Origin of the sequence: Xanthomonas sp. LMG 12461 (genome assembly GCF_009192935.1) — a bacterium.
Lineage (GTDB): Bacteria > Pseudomonadota > Gammaproteobacteria > Xanthomonadales > Xanthomonadaceae > Xanthomonas_A > Xanthomonas_A sontii.
Window position 1 is genome coordinate 1 of record NZ_NQYT01000092.1, and the last position, 17,377, is coordinate 17,377.

At 69.8% G+C, this 17,377-nt stretch carries 16 protein-coding genes and 1 pseudogene; 9 read left to right on the forward strand and 8 right to left on the reverse strand.

What is annotated here, in order from left to right; translation table 11 throughout:
- From CEK68_RS19520 to hda, 3 genes are all read left to right on the forward strand, one after another.
- A partial coding sequence (locus CEK68_RS19520; protein ID WP_152240386.1) for a DUF2066 domain-containing protein occupies positions 1 to 720 on the forward strand: 720 nt, incomplete at its 5' end.
- The gene (locus CEK68_RS19525) at positions 717 to 1,886 is read left to right on the forward strand and encodes an AI-2E family transporter (protein WP_017909199.1); all 1,170 of its coding nucleotides are present in this window, start codon (positions 717 to 719) and stop codon (positions 1,884 to 1,886) included. The genes CEK68_RS19520 and CEK68_RS19525, both read left to right, overlap by 4 nt.
- Complete coding sequence (gene hda, locus CEK68_RS19530; RefSeq protein ID WP_017915779.1) at positions 1,883 to 2,602, forward strand: DnaA regulatory inactivator Hda; 720 nt, start codon at positions 1,883 to 1,885, stop codon at positions 2,600 to 2,602. The genes CEK68_RS19525 and hda overlap by 4 nt, the downstream gene beginning before the upstream one ends.
- Before the next feature lie 158 nt (positions 2,603 to 2,760).
- Here hda and murU read toward each other — a convergent pair whose 3' ends face one another.
- From murU to CEK68_RS19550, 4 genes are all read right to left on the reverse strand, one after another.
- Positions 2,761 to 3,492: an N-acetylmuramate alpha-1-phosphate uridylyltransferase MurU gene (gene murU, locus CEK68_RS19535; protein ID WP_152240387.1), complete on the reverse strand. Its 732-nt coding sequence runs from the start codon at positions 3,490 to 3,492 to the stop codon at positions 2,761 to 2,763.
- The gene (locus tag CEK68_RS19540; RefSeq protein WP_152240388.1) at positions 3,489 to 4,517 is read right to left on the reverse strand and encodes a phosphotransferase; all 1,029 of its coding nucleotides are present in this window, start codon (positions 4,515 to 4,517) and stop codon (positions 3,489 to 3,491) included. The genes murU and CEK68_RS19540 overlap by 4 nt, the downstream gene beginning before the upstream one ends.
- Before the next feature lie 73 nt (positions 4,518 to 4,590).
- Positions 4,591 to 4,860: a GlsB/YeaQ/YmgE family stress response membrane protein gene (locus CEK68_RS19545; protein ID WP_010344083.1), complete on the reverse strand. Its 270-nt coding sequence runs from the start codon at positions 4,858 to 4,860 to the stop codon at positions 4,591 to 4,593.
- Between the two features lie 259 nt (positions 4,861 to 5,119).
- Complete coding sequence (locus CEK68_RS19550; RefSeq protein ID WP_017913798.1) at positions 5,120 to 6,610, reverse strand: M20 family metallopeptidase; 1,491 nt, start codon at positions 6,608 to 6,610, stop codon at positions 5,120 to 5,122.
- 204 nt (positions 6,611 to 6,814) lie between these two features.
- Here CEK68_RS19550 and CEK68_RS19555 point away from each other — a divergent pair, with 204 nt between their 5' ends.
- The 3 genes from CEK68_RS19555 (at position 6,815) to CEK68_RS19565 (ending at position 8,812) form a co-directional block, all read left to right on the forward strand.
- A complete protein-coding gene (locus CEK68_RS19555) occupies positions 6,815 to 7,147 on the forward strand; it encodes a ComEA family DNA-binding protein (protein ID WP_017909203.1) in 333 nt (110 codons plus the stop codon).
- 231 nt (positions 7,148 to 7,378) lie between these two features.
- Positions 7,379 to 7,987, forward strand: coding sequence for a HutD family protein (locus tag CEK68_RS19560; protein WP_026144407.1), 609 nt, complete (start codon positions 7,379 to 7,381; stop codon positions 7,985 to 7,987).
- A gap of 132 nt (positions 7,988 to 8,119) precedes the next feature.
- Positions 8,120 to 8,812, forward strand: a complete 693-nt coding sequence (locus CEK68_RS19565) for a response regulator transcription factor (protein WP_017913796.1) — start codon at positions 8,120 to 8,122, stop codon at positions 8,810 to 8,812.
- A gap of 167 nt (positions 8,813 to 8,979) precedes the next feature.
- Here the strand turns inward: CEK68_RS19565 and CEK68_RS19570 are convergent, their stop codons facing one another.
- The 4 genes from CEK68_RS19570 to CEK68_RS19585 all read right to left on the reverse strand — a co-directional run bounded on the left by CEK68_RS19570 (position 8,980) and on the right by CEK68_RS19585 (position 15,253).
- Entirely contained in the window at positions 8,980 to 9,900 is a 921-nt protein-coding gene (locus tag CEK68_RS19570) for an FAD:protein FMN transferase (RefSeq protein WP_152240392.1), read from the reverse strand.
- A 166-nt stretch (positions 9,901 to 10,066) separates the two neighbouring features.
- Entirely contained in the window at positions 10,067 to 10,759 is a 693-nt protein-coding gene (locus CEK68_RS19575) for a Fe2+-dependent dioxygenase (protein WP_152240389.1), read from the reverse strand.
- A 63-nt stretch (positions 10,760 to 10,822) separates the two neighbouring features.
- Positions 10,823 to 13,117 (reverse strand): catecholate siderophore receptor Fiu, encoded by a 2,295-nt coding sequence (locus CEK68_RS19580; RefSeq protein WP_152240390.1) that lies wholly within the window; start codon positions 13,115 to 13,117, stop codon positions 10,823 to 10,825.
- Positions 13,118 to 13,756: 639 nt separating this feature from the next.
- Entirely contained in the window at positions 13,757 to 15,253 is a 1,497-nt protein-coding gene (locus CEK68_RS19585) for an aminotransferase class III-fold pyridoxal phosphate-dependent enzyme (RefSeq protein WP_017913791.1), read from the reverse strand.
- A 127-nt stretch (positions 15,254 to 15,380) separates the two neighbouring features.
- On the opposite strand from CEK68_RS19585, the gene CEK68_RS19590 reads away from it, so the two are divergent.
- From CEK68_RS19590 to CEK68_RS21345, 3 genes and pseudogenes are all read left to right on the forward strand, one after another.
- Positions 15,381 to 15,812, forward strand: coding sequence for an Lrp/AsnC family transcriptional regulator (locus tag CEK68_RS19590; protein ID WP_017909210.1), 432 nt, complete (start codon positions 15,381 to 15,383; stop codon positions 15,810 to 15,812).
- 152 nt (positions 15,813 to 15,964) lie between these two features.
- Entirely contained in the window at positions 15,965 to 17,014 is a 1,050-nt protein-coding gene (gene queA / locus CEK68_RS19595; protein WP_152240391.1) for a tRNA preQ1(34) S-adenosylmethionine ribosyltransferase-isomerase QueA, read from the forward strand.
- 143 nt (positions 17,015 to 17,157) lie between these two features.
- Positions 17,158 to 17,377 (forward strand): annotated as a pseudogene (locus CEK68_RS21345) (hypothetical protein); the annotation flags it as partial.

Genomic DNA, 17,377 nt, shown 5'->3' on the forward strand with positions numbered 1-17,377 from the left:
GCGCTGGGCCTGCCGGTGTGGCCGCAGCCGCGGCCCAAGCCGGTGGTGTGGCTGGCCATCGACGACGGCAGCGGCCCGCGCCTGGTCGGCGTGCAGCAGTCCAACGCCGCGCGCAGCCTGCTCGACCGGGCGATCGAGCGTGGCTTCCGCCTCGGCCTGCCGACCGGCAACGCCGCCGAGCAGGCCCTGGCCGGCGCGATCTGGCGCCAGGACACCGCGGCGGTGGCCAGCGCCTCGTCGCGCTACAGCCCGCCGATGCAACTGATCGGCAAGCTGTACCGCGGCAAGGCCGGCGGCTGGACCGCGGACTGGACCTTCGTCGATAGCGGCAAGGTGCTGTCGACCTGGTCGTCCAGCGACGCCGACGCGCGCCGCGCCATGGCCAGCGGTGCCGACGGCGCCGCCGACGCCCTGGTCAAGCGTTATGCCAAGGCGGTCAGCGCCGGCCCGGCCGGCATCTACCGGGTGGTGATCACCGGCATCCGCAGCGCCGACGATTACCTGCGCGCCTCCGCCGCGCTGCAGAACGCCTCGGTGGTGCGGCGCATCGTGCCGGTCCGCGCCGATGGCGACCGCCTGGAGCTGGACCTGGACCTGCTCAGCGGCGTGTCCGGTCTGAACCGCATGCTCGGCCCGGACGCCGCGCTGCAGCCGGTGGTCGCGCCGGTCGAGGGTCCGGTGATCCTCAACAGCGAGCCGACGGAGTACCGCCTGAAATGACGCTGTCGCCCGAAGCCGAGATCGCGCTGTTCCTGCGCCGCCTGAAATGGACGGCGGTGATCGTCGGCGTGCTGTGGGTGGTGTGGCTGCTGGCGCCGATCCTGACCCCGTTCGTGCTGGCGCTGCTGCTCGGCTGGCTCGGCGACCCGCTGGTGGACCGCCTGGAGCGCGCCGGGCGCTCGCGCAACATGGCGGTGACCCTGGTGTTCGTGCTGATGGTGTTGCTGCTGGTGCTGGCGCTGGTGATCCTGGTGCCGATGCTGGAGCGGCAGATCGTCACCTTCATCGACGTGCTGCCGCAGGCGCGCGACTGGTTCATCGGCACCGCGATCCCGTGGGCCGAGCAGAAGACCGGGCTGGAGCTGATGGGCTGGCTGGATCCGGAGCGGCTGATCGACTGGATCCGCGGGCACTGGCAGCAGGCCGGCGGCGTCGCCGCGACCTTCTTCGGCTACCTGTCGCGCTCGGGCTTCGCGATGGTGACCTGGGTGGTCAACCTGGTGCTGCTGCCGATCCTGACCTTCTACTTCCTGCGCGACTGGGACCTGCTGGTTGCGCGCGTGGCCGCCACCATCCCGCGCAACCACGTCGGCACCATCACCCGCCTGGCGCAGCAGTCCAACGAGGTGCTGGGTGCGTTCATCCGCGGCCAGTTCCTGGTGATGCTGGCGCTGGGCGTGATCTACGCCGGCGGCCTGACCCTGGTTGGCCTCAAGCTCGGCCTGTTGATCGGCATCGTCGCCGGCCTGATCAGCTTCATCCCGTACCTGGGCGCGACCACCGGCATCCTGCTGGCGGTGCTGGCCGCACTGGTGCAGGCCAAGGGCTTCGACCTGCAGTTGCTGATCCTGGTCGGCGTGGTGTTCACCGTCGGCCAGTTGCTGGAAAGCTACGTGCTGACCCCGCGCATCGTCGGCGACAAGATCGGCCTGCATCCGGTGGCGGTGATCTTCGCGGTGATGGCCGGCGGCCAGCTGTTCGGTTTCCTCGGCATGCTGCTGGCGCTGCCGGTGGCGGCGGTGGCCAACGTGCTGCTGCACTACCTGCACGAGCAGTACCGGCAGAGCGACCTGTACGCGGGCGAGAAGTCGGCGATCCTGCTGGATACGGTCACCGAGCGCACCACCATCATCGAACTGCCGCCGCGCAGCCCCGACCAGCCGTGAGCGTGCCGCAACTGCCGTTGGCCCTGCGCTATCCGCCGGAACAGCGCCTGGACCGCTATCTGGGCGCGCCGGACGGGTTGCTGGCGCAGCTGCAGGCGGTCGCCGACGGCGCCGCCGACGACTGGGTGTACCTGTCTGGCCCTGCCGGCACCGGCAAGACCCACCTGGCCCTGGCGCTGTGCGCGGCCACCGAGCAGGCCGGGCGCAGCGCCGCCTACCTGCCGCTGCAGGCCGCCGCCGGCCGCCTGCGCGATGCGTTGGAAGCATTGGAGGGCCGCGATCTGGTCGCCCTCGACGGCCTGGAAGCGATCGCCGGGCAGCGCGAGGACGAGGTGGCGCTGTTCGATTTTCACAACCGTGCGCGCAGCGCCGGGGTGACCCTGCTGTACACCGCGCAGGCGATGCCCGACGGCCTGGCGCTCAGTCTGCCGGACCTGCGCTCGCGGCTGTCGCAGTGCACCCGCATCGCCTTGGCGCCACTGGACGACGCCGGCCGCGCCGCGGTGCTGCGCGAGCGTGCCCAGCGCCGTGGCCTGGTGCTGGAAGACGCGGCGATCGACTGGCTGCTGACCCACGCCGGACGCGACCTGGCCGGCCTGATCGGCCTGCTGGAGCGCCTGGACCGCGAATCGCTGGCCGCGCAGCGGCGGGTGACGGTGCCGTTTTTGCGGAGGGTGGGAATCGGGAGTGGGGAATCGGGAATGGGGAAAAACTGAGATCCCCGCGACCGAAGCCGGACTGCGGCATTCGAGAAAAACAGCGCTTCGCGCCGCGTAACCGGCACGGCGCCGCTGATGTTCCGCGTGTCGTGCTCGGAATCGAAGGGTTCTGGAGATGCTCGCGTGCCGCCGTGGGGCAGGCAAGCTGTGGGACCTCAGCTTTTCCCGATTCCCGATTCCCGTTTCCCCATTCCCAGCACCTCATCCAACTCCGCCAACCGCTGCGGCGTCCCCACGTCGGTCCAGCGGCCAGGGTGGTGCAGGCCGTGCAGCTGGCCTCGTTCGGCCTGCGCGCGCAGCAGCGGCACCACCGAGAAGCGGGGCGGCACGCCCGGCGCGGTCGGTGCCGGGGCGGCGATGGTCTGCCAGTCGCGCAGCAGGGCGGGGCGGTACATGCCGATGCCGGCGTAGGTGAGCAGCGGGTCGCCGGCGTTGTGCACGTGCCCGTCGTCCTGCAGGGCGAAATCGCCGTGCGCCGCATAGGCCGGCGGATCCACCAGCACCAGTTGCGCCAGGCCTGGCGGCTCGGGCGCCAGTCGGGCGAAATCGAAGTCGGTCCAGATGTCGCCGTTGACCAGCAGGAACGGTGCCTCGCCGAGCAGCGGCAGTGCGTGCAGCATGCCGCCGCCGGTTTCCAGCGGTGTGGCGCCTTCGTAGGAATAGGCGATGCGCAGCCCGAACGCGCTGCCGTCGCCGAGCGTCTGCGGGAACTGTTCGGCCAGCCAGGACGTGTTGATCACCACCTCGCGCACGCCCAGCGCGGCGAGCTTGCGCAGGTGCCAGACGATCAGCGGCGTGCCGCCCACCGCCAGCAGCGGCTTGGGCGTGTGTGCGGTCAACGGACGCATGCGCTCGCCGAGGCCGGCGGCGAAGATCAGCGCCTTCATGCGCAGGCCGCCGCGCGCTGCGCCAGGGCCGGCTTGATCCGCGTCTGCAGCAGTTGCGCCAGCGGCTGCAGGGTCGGGTGCCGCGGCAATGCTTCGTCGAGGTAGGCGATGAAGCGCGGCACGTTATCCAGGTACCAGGCCTTGCCGTCGCGGTAGTTCAGCCGTGCGAAGATGCCCAGGTTCTTCAGGTGGCGCTGCACGCCCATCCACTCGGCGTCGCGCAGGAATTGCGCCAGCGGCGGCACCGGAATCCCGGCCTGCAGCGCACGCGCGTGATAGCTGGCGAGCCACGCGTCGACCTGCGCCAAAGGCCAGCTGACCGTGGTGTCCTTGAACAGGCTGACCGGGTCGTAGGCCACCGGTCCGGTCACGCAGTCCTGGAAATCCAGCACGGCGGGACCGTCGGCCGCCGGCATCAGGTTGCGCGGCATGAAGTCGCGATGCACCAGCACCTGCGGCTGGGTCAGCGCGTTGTCCATGAGCTGGCGCTGCACGCCGTGCAGGGCCGCGCGTTCGTCGGCATCCAGGGTAATGCCCAGGTGGCGTTGCAGGAACCACTCCTCGAACAGGCCCGCGTCGCGTTGCAGTAGCGCCTCGCCGAACACGCCCATGCCTGGCGGCGGCGCGATCGCCTGCAGCCGCAGCAACTGGCCGAGCGCGGCGTCGAAGTGCGCGTCCGCGGTGCTCGTGTCCAGGCATTGCGCCAGGGTCGGTTGGCCCAGGTCTTCCAGCAGCAGGAAGCCGGCCTCCGCGTCCTGCGCCAGGATCGTCGGCACCCGCACGCCGCCGCCGTGCAGCAGCGCATGCATGCGCAGCCACGGCCGCACGTCTTCCAGGTCCGGCGGCGAATCCATCACGATGCGGCTGGCGCCCTGGCCATGGCTGCGCCAGTAGCTGCGCTGGCCGGCGTCCACGGAGGCGCGCTGCAGCGTCGCCTGTGCGTCGTCCAGGGCCGTGCGCGCCCAGGCCAGGCGTTGCGCGGCGCGTGCCGCAAGAACATCGGGAACCATCGGGCTGGCGCTCATCGGCAGGCTGCGGCGGAAACGAGCCGCACAGCGTAAACGGGCGCCGCCGCCGTGGCGAGCGGCGCGCCGTGCCTCAGCGCTTGCTGGAGAACAGCCGCAACAAGGCGAGCAGGGCGATGGCGCCGAGCAGCGCACCGAGGAAGCCCGCCGGCTCGCCACGGCTGTACCAGCCCATGTAGTGGCCGAACCAGCCGGCGAGCAGCGCGCCGGCGATACCCAGCAACACGGTGAACAGGCAGCCGGAGCGTCCGCTGCTGGGGCCGAGGAAACGCGCCAGCAGGCCGACCACGAAGCCCACCAGGATGATGTAGAGCCAGCTGTCGCTGCCGAACAGAGTGTGCATGGAGAGCGTTCCGAGCGCGGAGGGGGATCAGCGTCGGATCGTGCCAGATCGACTGTGATGGCGTCGATGCTTGCGTACGCCGCGCAGTCGGCACGCCCATGGAAGGCGGCCGCCCGCGCTGCGCGGATGACACCATCGGAAAGGCGCCGCGTCGGAGCCGACGCCTCTCCCACCGCAAGCAGGGGACGGATCAGTCACTCAGGAAACAGGCGTCGCCAATCCCGACTCCCGACTCCCGACTCCCGCCATCCCGGCCCCATCAACAGCACCCATGCCCGCCATGCTGCTCGCCGCCGGCCACCGCCGCGCTGCCGGTGGTCTCGCCGCGCAGGCTGGCGGCATGGTGGGCGGCGATCACCCGCGACACGCAGGCGGTGACCCGCTTGCCCATCGGGATGTGCAGGAACTCGTTCGGGCCGTGCGCGTTGGAATGCGGGCCGAGCACGCCGGTGATCATGAACTGCGCACCGGGGAACTTCTCGCCGAGCATGCCCATGAACGGGATCGAGCCGCCTTCGCCCATGTACATCGCCGGCTTGCCGAACGCCGCCTGCGAGGCCGCTTCGATCGCATCCGTCAGCCACGGCGACTGCGCCGGTGCATTCCAGCCGGAGGAGGACTTCTCCAGCGCCAGCGACACCTCGGCGCCGTACGGCGGATCACGCAGCAGCACGTCCTTGAGCAGTTCGCCGGCGTGCTTGCCGTCCAGCGTCGGCGGCAGGCGCAGCGACAGCTTCACCGCGGTTTCCGGGCGCAGCACATTGCCGGCCGAGGCCAGCGGCGGCAGGCCGTCGGCGCCGGTCACCGACAGTGCCGGGCGCCAGGTGCGGTTGAGCACCAGCTCGGACAGGTCCTCGTGCATCGGCCGCATGCCGGGCAGGAACGGGAACTTGCTGTAGACCTCGTCGCCCAGCACCTCGGCGACCTTGCGCGCCTGCGCCAGCCGCTCCTCGGGGATGTCGGCGTACAGGCCCTCGACCTTGATCTTGCCGGTGGCTTCGTCCTCCAGCCGCGACAGCAGGTCGCGCAGCACGCGGAAGCTCGACGGCACCACGCCGGAGGCGTCGCCCGAATGCACGCCTTCGCTGAGCACCTTGACGCTGAAGTTGCCGCCGGCCAGGCCGCGCAGCGAGGTCGTGCACCACAGCTGCTCGTAGTTGCCGCAGCCCGAATCCAGGCACACCACCAGCGAGGGCTTGCCGATCCGCGCCGCCAGATGGTCGACGTAGGCGGGCAGGTCGTAGCTGCCCGATTCCTCGCAGGCCTCGATCAGCACCACGCAGCGCGCGTGCGGAATGCCCTGGTCCTGCAGCGCCTGGATCGCCGCCAGCGAACCGAACAGGGCGTAGCCGTCGTCGGCGCCGCCGCGGCCGTACAGGCGGTCGCCCTTGAGCACCGGCGTCCACGGACCCAGGTCGGCGTCCCAGCCGGTCATTTCCGGCTGCTTGTCCAGGTGCCCGTACAGCAGCACGGTGTCCTCGCCGGTCGCGTCGCTGCTGGCCGGCACCTCCAGGTAGATCAACGGGGTGCGGCCTTCCAGTTGCACCACCTCCACCTGCAGGCCGGGGATCGCCTGCGCGCGCGCCCAGCGCTCCATCAGCGCCACCGCATCGGCCATGTAGCCATGCGCGACCCAATCGGCGTCGAACATCGGCGATTTGTTGGGGATGCGGATGTAATCGACCAGTTGCGGGACGATGTCGTCATCCCACTTTTCGCTCAGGAAACGGTCGATCTTGGCACTGTCCATGAAAAGCTCCGAAGTGATTGCACACGTGTGCAGCCATTCTACGCCCCGGTGCCAGTGTAGGGTTTTTCCTACACGGCGACGCGCCGTTTACCTGCTGTTTGTGACGCGTTCCGACGATAGGCTGTACCCATGTGGCGAGCGATGCTGACAACGCCGGCAGGAAAGGCCGGCGAAGTCCCCATCCAAGTCACAAGGAGCGTTGCCATGCAGTCTTTTATCGTGGTCCTGAAGTCGCTGGTCGTTGCCCTGATGCTGTCCGGTTCCGCGCTCGCCGCGGACAAGGTCAACATCAACTCCGCTGGAGCGGAGGAAATCGACCAGGTGTTGGTGAACGTGGGGGCCTCCAAGGCCCAGGCGATCGTCGACTACCGGCAGGCGCACGGACCTTTCAAGAGCGCCGAGGAACTGGCACTGGTGAAAGGCATCGGACTCAAGACGGTCGAGCGGAACCGCGACCGGATCGATGTGGGCGCCACGAAGGCACCCGCACCGACAGCCGCCAAGCAGGCAGCTGCCAAGCCGGTGGAAAGGCGTTAAAGGGATTTGCAACGAAAGGATAGGGCCGGCGCTGGACGCGCGGCCGCAGCCTCACTGAGCAGGATGCGAAGGGGGAAGGCAGGAAGCCGACAGGGAGGTACATCGTCGCCCGGCGTTGCACAGTGACGTGCAGCCGGGCGATGTTTTTTTTGGGCGCCATGGCGCCTCCTGCGTCGCATATTCGGGCTGGCCAAGGACCGGCTACTTGCCTTGATCGTGCAGAATGCGCGCATGGACTGGTGCACGCTGCCCGCGCGGGTGATCCCCGCCAATGAGTATCGCCGCGAACGCTGGCGCAACGGCCTGGGCTGGACCCGGGAGATCCTGCGTCTGCCGGCGGTCGGCGACGACTGGCTGCTGCGCCTGTCCATCGCCGAGATCGAGCAGGATGCCGCCTTTTCAGCTTTCCCCGGGATCGACCGCGAACTGGTCCTGCTGCGCGGCAACGGCGTGCGCCTGCGTTTCGACGACGGCGAGGAACAAGTGCTGCAGGATCCTTGCGCGCGCCTGCGCTTCGCCGGCGAGCGGCCGCTGCGTGGCGAGTTGCTGGACGGGCCGACCCACGATTTCAACCTCATGTGGCGACGCGACCGGCTGCGCACGCAACTGCTGCACCGGCCGCTGGTCGGGCCGATGCTGTTCTTCGCCGAACCCGGTGTCGCCTGGGCCGTTCATCTTCTGGCAGGGCAAGCGCAGTTCGATGCGGCCAGCGGACTGCCGCCATTGGCGGCCGGCGACAGCGCCTGGTTGGCCGCCGATGCCAGGCGCCGCTTCGCTTTGAGCGGGGGCGGGGAGGTGTTGGCGATGCGCATCGAGGCCCTGCCGACGCCGGCGGACTGAGCCCGCTGCATCACGCGCGCGGCTCTTGCAGCGTCGACGCCGACCGCGTCCAATGCGCGAACGCGGCCATCCGGGCCGTACAGCGGAAGCCGACAGGTGCTCTCGGACAACAGGTGGTTGGCGAAAATTCTGGTGGCGGACGCGGACGCGGTCTTGCGCGACCGGATTCGCGATTACCTGGCGTGTTTCAACCTGCAGGCCCACGACGCCGACAGTGCGCCGCACCTGCAGGCGCAACTGGCGGCCGGGCATTACGACGCGGTGGTGCTCGATGCCGGCCTCGACGGTGCCGAGGGCCTGCGCCTGTGCCGGCAACTGCGCGACCGCGGCGATATCGCCATCGTGATGATGGCCGACCGCGCCGAGCCGGTGGACCGGGTGATCGGGCTGGATCTGGGCGCGGACGACTTCCTGGTGCGGCCGCCCGACCTGCGCGAACTGGTGGCGCGGCTCAACGCGGTGCTGCGTCGGGTGCGCGCGACCCAGCCGCCGGCAGCGGCGCATGGCGGCTGGCAGGTCGATGCCGCGCGGCACCAGGCGGTGGCGCCGGACGGGCGGACGATCCCGCTGTCGCCCGGCGAACTGCGGCTGATGGCGGTGTTTCTGGAGCAGCCGGGCGAGGTGCTCACGCGCGAGACGCTGCGCACCGCGCTGGGCGACGGCGAGGCCAGCATGCCTGCGGGCAGCCGCGGCATCGATCTGCAGGTCTCGCGGCTGCGCCAGAAGCTCGGCGACGACCCGCTGGTGCCGCAATGGATCCGCACGGTACGCGGCAAGGGCTATGTGTTCGAGCTGCAGCGCATGGGGTTGCCGGCGTCGCGCTGATGGCGCGACGGCGTGGCGTTGCTGGCGTCGCCGCGGCCGAAGCCGCAACCGTAGCAGTGGCGGTCGGGGTCGCGGCGCGGTGTCCGGAACACGCCGGCGCGTCGTCTCACGCGGTGCTGTGGTGCTCTCCCTGGCCGCGGCTCATCGAGCAGCGTGCCGCGCTCAGCTCAGCCCCGTGCTAACGCCGCGAAGCCGCTGCTGAGCCGTTCCTGCACCGCGCCGTCGTGGCGCACCAGGAAGCGCACCGCCAGTCCTTCGCGTTCTGCGCAGGCCAGTCCGGCCTCCACACCGAGCACGCTCAGGGCAGTGGCCCAGGCATCGGCACGCATGGCATCGGCGGCCACCACCGTCACCGCGGCCAGCGTCGCGGCGATCGGTCGGCCGCGACGCGGATCCAGCAGGTGTCCATAGCGTCGTCCGTCCTGTTCGAAGTGATGCCAGCGGTCGCCGGAGGTGGCCACCGCCAGGCCGTCGACCGCGAGCGCGCGCGGCGATGCGTCGCCATGCACCTGCTCGTCCGCAGCGGCCTCGATCAACACCCGCCACGGCTGCGCGTCCGGCTTGCGGCCGTAGCCATAGAGATCGCCGCCGACCTCGACCAGTGCGCTTTCCACGCCATGCGCACGCAGCGCCGTCGCTGCCAGGTCGACGCCGTAGCCCTTGGCGATCGCCGACAGATCCAGATGCAGCCCGCCCGGCTGGTGCCAGCGGCCCGCGTCGTCGACGGTCAGTCGGCGCCAGTCGCCCGCGGCGCGGGCCTGTTGCAGGGCGGCGGGCTCCGGCACCCGCCGATCCCCGGCGGTGGCACCGAAACCCCACGCGCCGACCACGGCGCCGATCGTGGGATCGAAGGCGCCGCCGCTGCGATGCGCCACTTCCAGCGCGCAGCGCAGCACTGTGTCGAACGCGGCGGGCAAGGCGTGCCAGGTATCGGCGTCGGCGCGGTTGTAGCGGCTGAGATCCGATTGCGCGTCCCACGTGCTCATCTGCGCGACGACCAGATCGAGCTGCGCCTGGATCGCATCGCGCAATGCGTGCAGGTCGCTGCGTTGGGGCGGCAGCAGCCTGGCGCTCCAGCGCGTGCCCATGCTGCTGCCGTGCAGCGTGGCGATGCCTGCGCTGGCGCGGACTGCGGTCGGTGAAGCGGGGCGACTCACGCGTCGACGCAGCGCGACCGTACAACGGCAGCGCGCAGGTGCCCTACGCGCGACCGTGTGCCGGCGGCATGTTCGGCGTTCCGGTCCCCACGCCCGCTCATGTCTCCGACCAGTCGCGCAGCAGGTTGTGGTAGACGTTGGTCAGGCGCAGCAGCGCCGCCGCGTCCGCGCCGCTGGCGGTCAGCGCCTGGATCGCGGTGTCCAGCTCGAACAGGGTCTGCCGCCGGCCGGCGTCGCGCACCAGGCTCTGCACCCAGAAGAACGATGCCATGCGTGCGCCGCGGGTCACCGGCGCGACCCGGTGCAGGCTGCTGGACGGATACAGGATCAGGTCGCCGGCGGGCAGCTTGACCTCGTGCTCGCCGTAGGTGTCGTGGATCAGCAGTTCGCCGCCGTCGTACTCCTCCGGCGCACTCAGGAACAGCGTGCAGGACAGGTCGCTGCGCACGGTCAGCGCCGGCTGCGCGGCGGTGGCGGCCTGGGTCATCACGGCGCCGTCGACGTGCAGGCCGTAGCTGCCGCCGCCGCTGTAGCGGTTGAAGCGTGGCGGGATGGTGCGCAGCGGCAGCGCCGCGGCGAAGTACAGCGGGCTGCGTGCCAGTGCGCTCAGCACCGCCTGGCCGAGGTCCTGCTTCAGCGGCGAGGCGTCGGCCAGTTGCAGGTTGCGCTTGACCTGCGCGCCCTGCGCGCCGACGGTCTCGCGGCCGTCCACCCAGTCGGCGGTCTCCAATGCCTGGCGGAACCGCGCGACCTCAGTGGCGGTGAGGATGTCGGGAATGTGCAGCAGCATGGGGCGCTCCGGCGGTGGACGCCCAGGATAGGGCGTCCACCGCGCGTTGGCAGGCGCGGTCGCTCAGAAGCGGACCTCGGCAGTCAGCAGCACCGAGCGCGGCGCGCCGGGCGTGTAGCGGAAGCCGCTCTTGTTGATCGCGGCGACGTAGTCCTTGTCGAACAGGTTGTAGGCGTTCAGGCGCAGCGCCACGTGGTCGTTGACCGGGTAGCTCAGCACCGCGTCCCACACGGTGTACGACTTCACGAACGCCGGCGTGCCGACCGCGCCGTCGCGGCCGCGCTTCATCTCGCCCGAGTAGCGCACGCCGCCGCCGACGGTCAGCCCGAACGGCAGGGTGTAGGTGGTCCAGGCGGTGAACGCGCTGTCCGGCGTGTAGGCCAGATCCTGGCTGCCGTCCTGCGAGACGGTCGTGCCCTGGCGCACCCGCGCATCCAGCTTGGTGTAGCCGCTGGACAGCGACCAGCGCTCGGTCAGCTTGCCGACCGCCGACAGTTCGATCCCTTGCACGCGCTTCGCGCCGCTCTGGTAGTACAGCCCGTCGCTGCCCTGCACGATCTCGTTGTTCACGTCGGTACGGAAAAGCGCCAGCGTCGCGAACAGCGCGTCGTCGAGGAAGTTCCATTTCGTGCCGACCTCGGCGGTCTTGGCCTTCTGCGGATCGAAGCGCGGATTGTTGGCGTTGTTGGCCGAGGCGCTCAGTTCCAGCGTGCTGCCGCCGGGCGGTTGCTGCGAGGTGGCGAAGTTGGCGTACACGCTCACGTCCTCGTTGGCCTTGTAGACCGCGCCGAGCTTCCAGCTGAACAGCGTGTCGGCGATGTCGGTGTCCAGGCCGACCACGGTGGTGCAGGGCGCGGCGGTGGAGGTGGCGGAACTGCACACCAGGCTGTCGAAGTCGGTCTTGTAGCGATCCGCGCGCACCCCGGCCGTGACCAGGAAGCTGTCGCCGAACTTCAGCGTGTCGAAGGCATAGGCCGAGTAGGTGGTGGTGGTGCCATGGCTGCGCGCGCCGTTGCGCGCGGTGCGCAGCGGCGTGGTGTTCCAGTCCGGTGCATAGAGGTTGGCCGGATTGGCCGCCAGCCAGGCGGCGCGGTCGACGATGTTGTGGCCCCAGCTGCGCAGTTCCTCGCGCGAGGCTTCCACGCCGGTGCTGAGGTTGTGCTGCACTGCGCCGGTGGCGAAGTCCACGCGCAGGTTCAACTGGTCGGCGAGGGTGGTGTACTGCTGATCCTTGAAGGTCGGCAGGCTGCGCAGCACCGTCCAGGTCGCAGGATCCGCCGGATTCGGCGTGCGCAGGTTGGCGGCGTTGGGCATGAACGCGAACAGCAGGTAGTCCTGCTCGTTGCGGCCCCAGCGCGCGGTATTGGTCAGCTTGACCGTGTCGGACACGTCGTGCTCGATGCGGAACGTCGCCATCTTCGCGGTCACGTCGTCGTGGTCGTCGCGGGTGCCGTAGAAGTTGCTGCTGTCCACGCGCGCCGCGCCGCCGAGCCACGGCCGTGCGGGGTCGGGCGAGCTGTAGCCGGGCAGGCCGATCGTCGGCACGCCGCCGTCGGGCACGTTGTCCTGCTTCACGTACAGCAGGTCGAGCAGGTAGCGCGTGTCGGTGCCCAGGCCGAACGCCAGCGACGAGGCCAGGCCCCAGCGCTTGTTGGCGACATGGTCGCGGCCGATGGCGTCGCTGTCCTGGCCCATCACGTTCAACCGCAGCGCGCTGCTGGCGCCCAGCGCCTGATTCCAGTCCGCGGTGGCGCGGCGCTGGCCATGGTCGCCGCCGGACAGCGTGGCGCTGCTGGCGTTGTCCAGGTGCGCCTGCTTGCTGACCAGGTTGATCGCGCCGGTCGGCGCGCTGCGGCCGTTGTCGGTGCCGGCCGGGCCTTTCTCCACCTCGATCTGCTCGATGTTGAACACGTCGCGCGAGATCGAGCCGAGGTCGCGCAACCCGTCGACGAAGATGCTGCTGGAGCTGTCGAAGCCGCGCATGTAGATCGCATCGCCGGTGCTGGTGTTGCCGTTCTCGCCCACATAGAACGTGCCCACACCCGGGCTGTTGCGCAGCGCTTCGGTGAGGGTGGTGGCGCCCTGTTCGTTGAACAGGTCCTTGCCGATGATGTTGAGGGTCTGCGGGGTGTCGATCAGCGGCTGGGTGAACTTCGGCGAGTCCGGCACTTCCACCAGGTAGCGCTTGGCGCGCTGGGCCTGCACGTCGACCTTGTCCAGCGTGGTGGGCTGGTCGCCGGTCTCCGCATGCGCGGGGGAAAGCAGGCTCAGCCCGCCCAGCAGCACGGCGGTGGTGAGGGTCGGTGCGGCGGCCTGGCGGGTCACGGCATGTTTGCGGCGCTTGATCGGGGAGGTCATGGGCGGTTCGGTTTGCAGGAGGGACGGCACCCCGATCGCGGACAGCGGCCGTCCCCCAGTGGGAGCGGCCGTGGCGGGGAGATCGGGCGGCTGGGCGAAACGGTGTCTGCCGCGCATGCGATGCAGGCAGTGCATTCATTTTCCATGCAAATGCGAATTGTTTGCAATCTCTTTGTCATCGGCGCCGGTCCGCCGCGGTTCGGATAGCCGGACTCGCCAGAAAATTTGGCCTATCGGCCAACGCACGTGATCGGCCACAGGACTTGGCACTGGGTGGTTTAGGGCCCGTCCGTGCGGGCGCGCGACGCCAGCGCCGGCCAGACGGGCGCTGCGGGTACGTGGAAGTCCGACCTAGGGGCGGTAGCGAGGCGCGCCGGTGTCAGGCAGCCGATGCTGCCTGGAGATGGCGCGGTACCGACGGCGCACTGTCGCTGCCGGATCGTCGCACCAGGTGCGTTTCGAGGTATGCCGAAGGAGCGGGTGTGGCAGTGCCAGATCGCGTGTCGCCATGAGCGTCGCCAGTATCGGCGGACCACGAAACCAGGCCGATACTCGCCCTCTGTGCAAGGGCGGCACGCGCCAATGCTGTCGGGATTGGCCGCTTGCGGCGCCGTCCTGCGGCACCGCAAGCAGCGGGGTTCAGGCCGCCGCGGCCTGTGCCACGCGCGGGCCTTCGCGCAGGGCGCGGCCGATGAGCCCGACCAGCAGATCCAGCTCTTCGCTGTCCATCGCGAAGTGCGGGGTGAAGCGCAGCGAGTTCTCGCCGCCGTGGATCACGTTGACGCCGTGCTGGCGCAGCCACTCCTCGGTGGAGCCGGCGCCGTAGCACTTGTATTGCGGGGCCAGCGCGCAGGAGAACAGCAGGCCGGTGCCTTGGACCTGGGTGATGGCGCCGCCGAGTTCGGCCTTGAGCTTCTCCAGCTTCTGCACCGCCTCGGCGCCGCGCTCGCGGATGTTGGCGCGCACCTGCGGGGTCAACTGCGCCAGGGTCGCCGTGGCCACGTCGAGCGCGCGCGGGTTGCTGGTCATGGTGTTGCCGTAGGTGCCCTTGCGATACACCTGCGCCGCGTGCTCGGTCACTGCCAGCACCGACAGCGGGTACTGCGCGGCATTGAGCGCCTTCGAATAGGTTTCCAGGTCCGGCGGGTCGAGCTGCTCGAAGCCGGGATAGTCCACCACCGACAGCACGCCGTGCGCGCGCAGGCCGGCCTGGATCGAGTCGACCAGCAGCAGGCTGCCGTGGTTGCGGGTCAGTTCGCGCGCGGCGGCATAGAACGCCGGCGGCAGCGCGCGGCCGGGGTCGCCTTCGCCCATCACCGGCTCCAGGAACACCGCCTCGATGAACCAGCCGTGCTGCTCGGCCTCGGCGAAGGCGCGGCGCAGCGCGTCCACGTCGTAGGGCGCGATGGCGATCAGCCCATCGTCGCCGCGGTAGCTGGCCAGGTGCTGCAGATAGGTCTTGCGGCTGGAGTCGGAGTACATGCCGGGCCGGTCGGTGCGGCCGTGGAAGCTGCCCTTGACCACCAGGCGCTTGATCTTGGCGCCGGCGTGGCGTGCGCCCGGATCGGTCTGCAGCTTGGCGTTGATGTCGACGATGCGCGCGGCCAGGCCCACCGATTCGGAACCGGAATTGAGGCACATGAAGCGGGCGTACGGACAGCCGCCGCGGCGGTGGCCGATCTCCGCACGCAGCGCGCGCTCGAAGCGCAGCTGCGACAGGTTGGGGGTCATCACGTTGGCCATTACCTGCGGCCGTGCCATCGCCTCCAGCACTGCCTCCGGGGTGTGGCCGAAGCCGAGCATGCCGTAGCCGCCGGCGTCGTACAGCACCGCGCCCTTCAGCGTGACCACCCACGGGCCGCGCGCGCTCAACGCCACGTACGGGGTCACCGCGTCGTCGGCGTAGAAATTGACGAACCCGGCCTGCAGGCGGCGGATCTGCTCGGCCTCGTCGAGGTCGAGCAGGTCGCCGAACTCCGCGGCGATGCGCGCGTAGTCCGCACCGGCCGCGTCGATCGCCGCGCGCAGCGACGGATGCGAGGCCGCCAGGCGCTCGATGCTGGCGTCGTCCAGGCCCTGGGTCAGGCGATCGCCGGCGTGGGCACGGAGCGGGGCGAGGGGGCCGAGTACGGTCATGGAGATCTCCTGAAGGCGGGCTGTCTGGCGACGATCCTGTCTATTATCGGGACAGGATCGTCGAATGGCAGCGTGAATCCGTGCAGGAATTGACGCATTTTCGTCGATTCGACGAAAATCGGTGGTCATGAAGATCACCGCCTCCGACGACGCCCTGCTGTCGCTGCTGCGCGAGGACGCGCGCGCCTCCACCGCCCAGATCGCCCGTCGCCTGGGCGTGTCGCGGACCACCGTGCAGAGCCGGATCGAGCGCCTGGAGCGCGAGGGCGTGATCTGCGGCTATACCGTGCGCACCCGCGACGACTACGAACAGGGCCATATCCGCGCGCACATCCTGATCACCGTGCTGCCGAAGAAGATGACCTCGGTGGTCAAGGCACTGCGCGAGATCGATGCGGTGCGCGTGCTGCATTCGGTCAGCGGCTCCTTCGACCTGATCGCGCTCGGCGTGGTGCCGGGCGTCAACGACATGGACGAACTGACCGACCGCATCGGCGCGCTGGACGGGGTGGAGCGCACTACCTCGTCGATCATTCTGTCCACAAAATTCGAGCGCTGAAGCGCTGGGATTCGGGATTCGGGATTGGGGATTGGGGATTGGGGATTCGCAAGAGCGGGATCCCGCTTCTGCTTCAGCGAATCCCTAATCCCGAATGCCCAATCCCGGCGCCGCTACAATGGCCGGCCCCATTCCCGATCTCCCCCGGCGCCTTGAAAAAGTCCGATTTCCACTACGACCTGCCTGAAGACCTGATCGCGCAGGAGCCGCTGGCCGAGCGCTCGGCCAGCCGGCTGCTGCTGGTGCCGCCGGCGCCGGCGGCCTTCGCCGATGGGCATGTGCGCGACCTGCCCGAGTTGCTGCGTGCCGGCGACCTGCTGATCTTCAACGACACGCGGGTGATCCCGGCGCGGCTGTTCGGGCAGAAGAGCACCGGCGGGCGGGTCGAGATCCTGATCGAGCGGCTGCTCGGCGGCCAGCGCGCGCGGGCGCAGTTGGGCGTGAGCAAGTCGCCCAAGGCCGGGGCGCGCATCGCCCTGGATGCCGGCGGCGAGGCCGAGGTGCTGGGCCGCGATGGCGAGTTCTACCAGTTGCAGTTCCATGTGGACGGCGCGCTGGAGCACTGGCTGCAGCAGGCCGGGCGCTTGCCGTTGCCGCCGTACATCCGCCGCGAGCCGGGCCTGGACGACCGCGAGCGCTACCAGACCGTGTTCGCGCGCGAGGCCGGTGCGGTTGCCGCGCCGACCGCCGGGCTGCATTTCGACGCGCCGCTGCTGCAGGCGCTGCAGCAGCGCGGGGTCGAGGTCGGGCACGTGACCCTGCATGTGGGCGCCGGCACCTTCCAGCCGGTGCGGGTGGAAGCGCTGGAGCAGCACCAGATGCACCGCGAGTGGCTCAACGTCGGCGCCAGCCTGGTCGAGCAGGTGCGGTGCACGCGCGCGGCAGGCGGGCGCGTGATTGCGGTGGGGACCACGGTGGTGCGCGCGCTGGAGAGCGCCTCCAAGGACGGCGAACTGCATCCGTTCGCCGGCGAGACGCAGATCTTCATCCTGCCCGGCTACCGCATCCGCAGCGTCGACGCGATGGTGACCAACTTCCATCTGCCCGAGAGCACACTGCTGATGATGGTCTCGGCCTTCGCCGGCCGCGAGCGCATCTTCGCCGCCTATCGCCACGCCATCGCCGAGCGCTACCGCTTCTTCAGCTACGGCGACGCGATGCTGTTGTGGAGCAGCGAGACGCCGGCAGACCACGTGGGCTGACTCGCGTGAGGTCGTGCGGTCGTGGCGGCCGTCGATCGAACGCGTTGGCGAAGATGGTGGCGTTGTTACGCCCAGCCGGTGAACGCATCGACGACGCGTGCGCCGCGCGCACCGATGAGCGGGCGTCGTCGCGCTGGAGGTGCATGACCTCGCGCCTCACCTCTGGCCTGCCGCTGCACAAAATGCAAGCCACCGCGAAGCGTCGCGAAACCAGCCTGCATCCGCGTGATTGCACGAGGCGGCGCTCGTACCCTCATCCGCCCCTTCGGGGCACCTTCTCCCGAGGGGAGAAGGTGCACGCACTGCGCATCAGCACCGACAAGCAGGAACTGGATCTGCCGTTGATCCATCGCTTCCTAAGCG